General features: G+C 55.0%; 4 protein-coding genes and 2 pseudogenes. 2 read left to right on the plus strand and 4 right to left on the minus strand.

The features are described 5' to 3' along the window. Positions 1 to 60: 60 nt before the first annotated feature. Complete coding sequence (locus LXM96_RS20240) at positions 61 to 534, plus strand: MarR family winged helix-turn-helix transcriptional regulator (protein WP_240000372.1); 474 nt, start codon at positions 61 to 63, stop codon at positions 532 to 534. A gap of 2131 nt (positions 535 to 2665) precedes the next feature. On the opposite strand, the gene LXM96_RS20245 is transcribed toward LXM96_RS20240, so the two are convergent. From LXM96_RS20245 to LXM96_RS20255, 3 genes are all read right to left on the minus strand, one after another. Further along, entirely contained in the window at positions 2666 to 3349 is a 684-nt protein-coding gene (locus tag LXM96_RS20245) for an esterase-like activity of phytase family protein (RefSeq protein ID WP_240000373.1), read from the minus strand. A gap of 464 nt (positions 3350 to 3813) precedes the next feature. Continuing rightward, complete coding sequence (gene def, locus LXM96_RS20250; RefSeq protein WP_240000374.1) at positions 3814 to 4314, minus strand: peptide deformylase; 501 nt, start codon at positions 4312 to 4314, stop codon at positions 3814 to 3816. 6 nt (positions 4315 to 4320) lie between these two features. Continuing rightward, a complete protein-coding gene (locus LXM96_RS20255) occupies positions 4321 to 5130 on the minus strand; it encodes an alpha/beta fold hydrolase (protein ID WP_240000375.1) in 810 nt (269 codons plus the stop codon). A gap of 119 nt (positions 5131 to 5249) precedes the next feature. Here LXM96_RS20255 and LXM96_RS20260 point away from each other — a divergent pair. After that, positions 5250 to 5801, plus strand: a pseudogene (locus LXM96_RS20260) (IS3 family transposase); the annotation flags it as partial. Here LXM96_RS20260 and LXM96_RS21940 read toward each other — a convergent pair. Then, positions 5798 to 5953 (minus strand): annotated as a pseudogene (locus LXM96_RS21940) (ISNCY family transposase); the annotation flags it as partial. The pseudogenes LXM96_RS20260 and LXM96_RS21940 sit on opposite strands and share 4 nt — an antisense overlap. Positions 5954 to 7430 lie beyond the last annotated feature (1477 nt).

A 7430-nucleotide genomic window follows, 5' to 3' on the forward strand; every position in this document is an offset into this window, starting at 1 on the left:
GCCAAGATATTGTATATCGTGATATGTAACTTGCAGCAGATCTCAATCGGAGGAAACTGGATGTCGCCCAAACGCAAGGATGCCCCCCCGCCACCACTGGAAGCTCAACTTTGCTATGGTATCTACTCCGCAGGGATGGCTATCCAGCGTGCCTACAAGCCGCTTCTTGACAAAATGGGGCTCACTTACCCTCAATATCTCGTGTTGAATGTTCTGTGGGCTGAAGATAAGCTGACGGTAGGTCTGCTTGCAGATAGGCTTGCACTGGAATCTAGTACGTTGACGCCTCTTCTGAAGCGATTAGAGGTTAGCGGCCTTGTCAAGCGCGCACGAAATCCGAAGGATGAACGACAGGTCGTCATCGCACTTACTGAGCTGGGGAAAAGCCTCCAATGTCGGGCGGGATGCTTGGGAACCTCGCTTCTCGAAGCCTCTACACAGACACCAGACCAACTGGCGGAGCTCAATCAAGAGGTCAGAAGCCTGCGTGACGCTATCTACGCTCAAATAGGAGGGTGGGCGCCACCCGGCTAGGATTCAAGCCTTTCTGCAACGATCGGCGGCCAAAAGTCTCTGCTCAAAGCGGCTTGGGGGGGGAATAGCCATCCACCTGGACCGCCGCCTTGCGCTCGTTCTGTTTAAAAGCATGTGTGGCGACTTGATCCATGCCAGGCCGGCATGTTGCAGATGTAACCACTCCTGCCGCTTTTGCCATTTTGGAAAGGTCGGAGCCTCGTACTTGACGGTCATCGGGCGAACGCATGTGAGCCCAGTACCAGCCGCTCTTGGGCGGCAAGAGACCGGCAGATGACAGCGACCACATTCTCCCCCCCCCTTGGCAGTGACCGCCTCTCAGATGAAGAACTAGAGGCTGGCGGCCTGATGCTCTACGACGCGTTGATTTTCCAGGCGGAGCCGTTGGGTGGATCCCATGCAGGTCATCCCCGCCTTGATAGAGTGAGCTCCGGAGCCTCTCAAGGAACTCCCAAGACTCAAGACCCTGGCAGTGGGAAAACGAACACATGATGCTAAAACGGGCGGCGCTGATGACGGCTGAGCAAATGCCGTTCTTGGACACCTTAGGTCGCTAACTCTGCGATGCTCAGGCCAAAGCGGAGTTGGCGATCCGCAAGAGCCAATCCTAAGCGTATCCCTATTCGGACTGCCAAACTGACAAATAATCGGCACTAGCTTAGGAAAGCTGTAAAGTGTTTTCGGGATTTTGATGGTGCGCCGACCAGACTGCTGGCAAACCTGAAGGAGCCCGCTGCGACTCCCTGCAGCGGCCTCGAGGAGGTGCCGAACCTCTCACCGAGAGAACAACCTTGTGTTGATCGGCGATGCGGCGCATGTTTATTGGCCAGGCAGGTTCAGGGCGCCCGTATGTCTCGGCGTGGCTAACATTATCCTATTCCAATGAGGATAACTACTGCGTTTAACATCAGCTGAAGACGTTCGACGAGGGCGGCATAAAACGAAACCATTGCCCCTGCGAAGAGGGCGGCAACGACTCCGCTGGTGACGCATCCATGGCGACTAGACCATGTTTGTCTGGTAACAAGCGGCAAAAGCCTTCCAGCAAGGCTAGCGAGGCGGACTGCTTTCGGATGTGCCGAGCAATTATCATTCGCTCCCGCGCCGGTGAACGGCAGGTGCCTGCTAGATGGGCACACCGATGTTATTTTCGCACCTCTCCTGACATAGCGGAGCCTTGGCGAACGCCGGCAAAGAACCGGATGATCAGCTTGCTTCATTGTATGGGCCCCCCTTGCAAGCGGTAGTTCTGAGGGGCCGGTATTTCACCTCGGTTACAATGACCGCAAAGCTCGCTACAGCAAGGTTCTCAGGAACGATAAGCGCCGCCGCAGGTAATCCCGTCCGAGGACTTAGCGGGTGGCTCCACCATCTCCTCGTGTGTGGCAAGATGACGCAAAGTGGGCGGGAAGGACCCAGCCGCTCGCATCCTATCGACTCACGATTCAGTGAAATAGCCGCACGCCGGCACGTCTCTGTGTCTGACATCCTTCTAGAGATCTTCCAATGACAAAGGTGCCGCCGCATCTAAATTTTCACCGGGTACAGACCCATTCAATGAAGGAGGTCGATCAACGCAACCTTCTGCTGCGCTATCAACGTGGAAGCCAGATAGGTAGCGACGATAGTACAGATCCCGAACATCACCGCAGTCACGTAATCGCGAGGCTTTAGGTCCCTTATATGAGCCTGGGTCGAACGCGCACCGCGAGGTGGTTCGCCCCTATATCCGTCAATGCCCGATTTCAGCTCCCCTTGCCGACATAGAGCATGATCCGGATTCGACCGCGGTTGGACGGCTTGGCGCCGATTTTCAGGATCTTTTTTGTGCGACACGCAGATCTCCATGCTGTTTGAGTAAGGTTGTGACAAGCACGTTGTCGTTCGATGACAATTGCCCGACAATTGACTACGATCGTAAAAGGCGGCCCTAGGGAGAAGAAGAGGCACTTTCTGGCCACAATCAACAGAGGGCCAACTGCGCGGAGAGGAGGCCATGAGATGCGCTGGTCAGAGTCGTTCCACTGGAGCGCCCGCCGGAGGCGAACCAGCTACAAGCCTCCGGCGCATTGAGCTCTGCGGCCGCTAGGTGTCTGACATGAACTGAACTACGGCCACCGGCGGCCGGGCTCTATTTCGACAGCAGGGGAGAAAGCATCGCCGCTTCTGAAGCCGGCATCGACACCCATATCGGGATCATGGCCTTGCCGTCTCCCTCACTCGTCCAAAAGATCTCGCCCGATCGCAGGCGGACTGACTCCGGATCCGCGGCTCGGACGGCGAATTCTTCACCATTCTGGTCCTGCATGACGGTATGAGACATGACGTGAACACCCTTGAGACCTTCAGCTCCAGCGTCGATGTCGAGGTCGTAGAAGCGAACCGGTCCTTTCTCGCCGCGATCGTCGCTGATACCAATATAGCGGCCTGTTTCTGCATCGAACTCAAGTCCTGAAAGCCCACCAAACTCCACATCATAGTAGCGATGACCGCTAGGGATGACGAACTCACCGAGATAGAAAAAGGAGATGGGGGCGGCACAGTCGCCAAGGGGGCACGCAGTTTTAGTAACATGCCCAAATTCCGTAGCCGGCAGTACGCCCGTGCTAGAAAAGAGAGAAAAAGCAACGGCTGCGACAAACTTCTTGTTTGTCCTATCCAAAAGGTACCCGAGAACGTGGATGGCACTATTGCATGGACGGGCAGCGCCATCCTGCTTAATCGCACCGGTTATCGCATCATCGCCAACGTGCGCCAGATGCATCGGTTTGAACGGCTGCATCACGCCTATGGTCCGCTTCTGCCAGTTGGCCATTTTCTGCCTCGCATATGTCGGTTAAAGCTCATTGCTTGTCGACGGCGCTGAATTCAGTTTTGTTTCGAGAAACAGTTTCAGCGCTTCACATGAAACAGCGATTAATTGACGTGCTGCGGCGCTTGAGCAGTCACCGTGGGTGGCTCTTTTAGCGTCTCACCTCATCAGCCATTAGCCACCTCGACAGAATTGCGTCGGATGCCTCCCCGACAGCTCACCAGGATCCGCCGTGGAAAGAAGAGGCCCCCTTTCAGGCCTTGTTGAAAGCCGGCTGGAATGACCTTGACGGCAGCCAGAGGGCAAATCACTCCGCAACGACACGGCCTTCACCCTCACGAGCAGAGGTTCTTTTGAAAATCGGATTTATTCCTGATCGCTCGGTCGATTCAGCGGCCAAGCTTAACACTCGCTATACTCAGCACCGGTGAAAAAACAGCGAGCGCCTACGACAGGGCTGGACGACACTATGCTCGCGGTTCATCGTAGTCAGAGATTAGCACGCCATCCAGATGATCGATTTCGTGTTGCAGGCAGGCCGCCAAGATACCCTCAGCCTTAATTGCAGTTTCCACTCCCGACACGTCACTATAAATGACAGTTACCTTAGAAGGACGAGAAACCTCCATCATGACTCCTGGTAAAGAGAGGCAGCCTTCTGTGAAGGTTGCTTTCTTCAGTGAACGTTTCACGATAACCGGGTTCACCAGAACTATCGGTGGTTCCGATCGCATATGCTTGCTTAAATCGACTACGACGACCCTCTTCCTTATCCCGACCTGGTTCGCCGCCAGTCCTACCCCGCCCCTTTTTCGCATCATCTCGAACATGACGGATGCGAATGTAACCAGGTCATCGCCGAAAACAGTAACGGGTGAGGAGATCGCGCGAAGGGAGGGGTGAGGATGAACCAAGATGTCTGGGGAATGGCTGCGCAGTTCGGCGAGATAAGTTCGATGAGTGCTCATCTGCAGTTAGATGTCCTGCAGGTATTGACGGAGGAGAGAATTGAATTCCTGTGCCTTCTGCAGGAATGGAGCATGGCCTGATTCAGCAATTCGAAAGCACACGCCTTTCCAGAGGTTTGAGTATCGGACGCCGTCGACATAATCCAAATTAACCACAGGGTCGTCTGCTCCATTGGCTACTGCGGTCGGAACAACGGTGGAGCCAACCACTGCCCGCTGGTCACTTTTCTCGCCTACTCTATTCGGCGAGAACAGAATTGAGCGGAAGGTTCCGTCTGTTCTTAGTGCCGCCTCTTCAAACTCCGGTTTCGATGCTGAGCCGAAAACATTTTGCGCAAACTTCGCCGCTTGCTCTCGCGTGAACGGCCCGTTCGAGGCAAGTCCATTCAAGAGACTGCCTCGGAATCCTTGTGAAATGTCTGCCCCCACTGGGGGGCTTCCCGTGAGGAACAGCCCTCGCAGATCAACCCCTCGCGATGCTACCTCGATCGCGACATGACCACCTAGCGACCACCCCAGCAGAACCGGTTTGTTGATATTCAACTTCTCCAGTAGTTCTAAAGTGGCGTCCGCCAACCCTGGCAAAGGATAGGTCCTGGATTTCTCGAAAGCATCACTTGACTGGCCGTGTCCAGGCAAATCGAAAGAGATCAAACGGTAGCTCTGCCCAAGGTCGGAGCTGAGCTGGGAGCGGAAAACATCGCGGCAAGAGGAATTCCCGTGAATCATCACCACATCAGGGCCTGTGCTGCGCGTCATCTCTACAGCGATGACACCATGCGAGGTAGTCATCTTCTGAACTGTCGTTTCCACCACGAGAAATTACTCCTACTGCCTGGATGAGCGGCAAACGATGCCGCCGCCTTTCGGCACCACATGCAAAGGAGGAGATTGTCACAACGTTTCAGAAGGCCGTGGTTCGGTGACAAATGAAGTTTGGGGTGGAGCCGATCTGCAGACTGCTGCCGATCGCCCCGTCAACCTAAGAGAATGTCGCCAAACGCCTGGACGTGGATCGCTTGTCGATCCGCGCCCGCAGCGATATCGGCCTGAAGATCGAGATACGTCGTGTCTTCGAACAGAACTTCCGGATCTATGGCGCTTGCAAGGTCTGGCGGCAATCGAAGCGTAAGGCTTTGACGTCGCCCGTTGCACCGTCGCCAGGCTAATGAGGTCAATGAGCCTGCAGGGCATCATTCAAGGAAGACCGATCCGCACGACGTTCTCGGACAAGGCGGCTCCGAGCCCGCTTGACCGGGTAAACCGCCAGTTCCAAGCCCCAGCACCAAACAGGCTGTGGGTTCCGGACTTCACCTATGGCGCCACTTGGCAGGGTTTCGTATACGTGGCCGTTGTCATCGACGTCGTCGCATCGTTGGATGGCGAGCGAGCCGGACGGCGCATGCAGGCTTTGTCCTCGATGCCCTGGAGCAGGCTCTTCATGATCGGCGTCCCGCTCATGGCAGCGCCTCGTGCATCACTCGGACCTTCTTTGAGACGAAACCGGACCATCCCGGTCATAGGACCGCAGCAACCGATGGACCTGACTGAGGTCGAGCATCACTGCGGCTTGACGACGCTCAAGCGTTCGTTACGGATCTTCTGAATGACTTCTGGCGGTGCAATTCCTCTGCGGCATGGTGATCAAACAGGACTTGACGACTACGATCGCTCATGACCTCGACCAAGCTGAAGGTTGCCTTCTTGCTCCCGACACTGGCTTCGACCAGTGTGTCGAGAGGCGAGACTGTCGCATCTCTAGGTGGCCAAACTGGCGAATTGCCAAAATAGCCATAACAATCGTAACGCTACATAAGATAGCTTGTGTAACTTGGACGATTGGCGGCTCGGCGCCTGTAGGCCGATTACATACCGAACGACGGCGGGACGAAGCCTTCGTACCCGAGAAGGACAGGCCGCTTATCATCACCCAATTGTGCCTCTCGGATAGACATGATGCGGTCAGCGGATGAAATTCTGCGCTCCTTGTTGATAGCATGCTCAGGCGGTCGCATAGATGTGCATCCGACTGAAACACACATAAGCAAGATCGTGAGTGATCTTATTGTCGCGGAACTCATAGCGTTTCCTCTGTTCAAGATGTGGGGCAAAGCTCCTGTTCATTCGACTACCTGCCGTCGTTGAACCTCAGCGGACGCATCCGCAGGCCTTAGACGTTCTCGGAACGAACAATGCGACTTGCGTTTGCAATGAATATTGATTCACGGTTACGCGGCGATGTTGAATTGCCCCGCCACCCTTACAAGCATAATGGAATCGCGACTGAAGAACGGCCCATTGGGGCTGCAGCTGAAGCATCTGCTACGCAGTTTGCCGAACCCCGTACGGTGATACTGACCCACCATCGAATGAGGGGACTGCGCTATCCGCTTCCGCGCTGGCAAATGATGCGCATGATTACTAGCCCACCCGCCGAGTTACCAAATCCATTAGGATCAAAGAAGGTGCGGTGAAAAGTTCGCCTCGCGTCCAAATAAACGCATGCCGGCGTTATCCTTGATAGATGGAGCGGATGTCGCGCCCATCGTCCCTTTCCCATGACATTTGCAGTTGAATTTCTTGCCTTGAAATCGAACCGCAACTTGGCGGGAGAAAAATCTCCTCCATCATGGAAGATTGCCAGATGCCGAAGTTATCGTACCCCTTCCTGTCTTTGGCATTCATACCTGCGTATGGGGCACTTAGGCCGTAGATGTGAGCGATATGACCAGTAGTTCAGTATGATCTGGGCCACGTTCTTGTAGATTTACCTCATCGCTGGGGCCTACGCACCGGCGACACCAGGACGCCCCGCTTGCCGACCCAGAGTTTTCTATCGGCATAGGAAGCCCTCTGGTGATCTGACGCTGGATGCGATCGCTATCGCCATTCCTCGTCAGATCAGATCATCACGAAAACGAGAGCAGGTTGACATGCAATCAAGCGCCTCCTATCTCGTTATTGCCATAAGAAATAGCGCGATAATAAATTGTCCGCTGTTTATAAGTTGGTGCCGCGCGCCGCGCGGCTCCTATCACTCAACCCATGGTCCCAGGCTCTGACGCCGAAAAGACCAACCAGAAAGGACGATACCATGCTGAAGACCATCATCATCG

The sequence above is a fragment of the Rhizobium halophilum genome, assembly GCF_021648825.1.
In the GTDB taxonomy this organism is placed as follows: domain Bacteria; phylum Pseudomonadota; class Alphaproteobacteria; order Rhizobiales; family Rhizobiaceae; genus Neorhizobium; species Neorhizobium halophilum.

Coding starts and splice junctions, on each gene's coding strand:
- LXM96_RS20240 (WP_240000372.1), top strand. CDS start 61: ATGTCGCCCAAACGCAAGGATGCCCCCCCGCCACCACTGGAAGCTCAA.
- LXM96_RS20245 (WP_240000373.1), bottom strand. CDS start 3,349: ATGGCCAACTGGCAGAAGCGGACCATAGGCGTGATGCAGCCGTTCAAA.
- def (WP_240000374.1), bottom strand. CDS start 4,314: ATGAGCACTCATCGAACTTATCTCGCCGAACTGCGCAGCCATTCCCCA.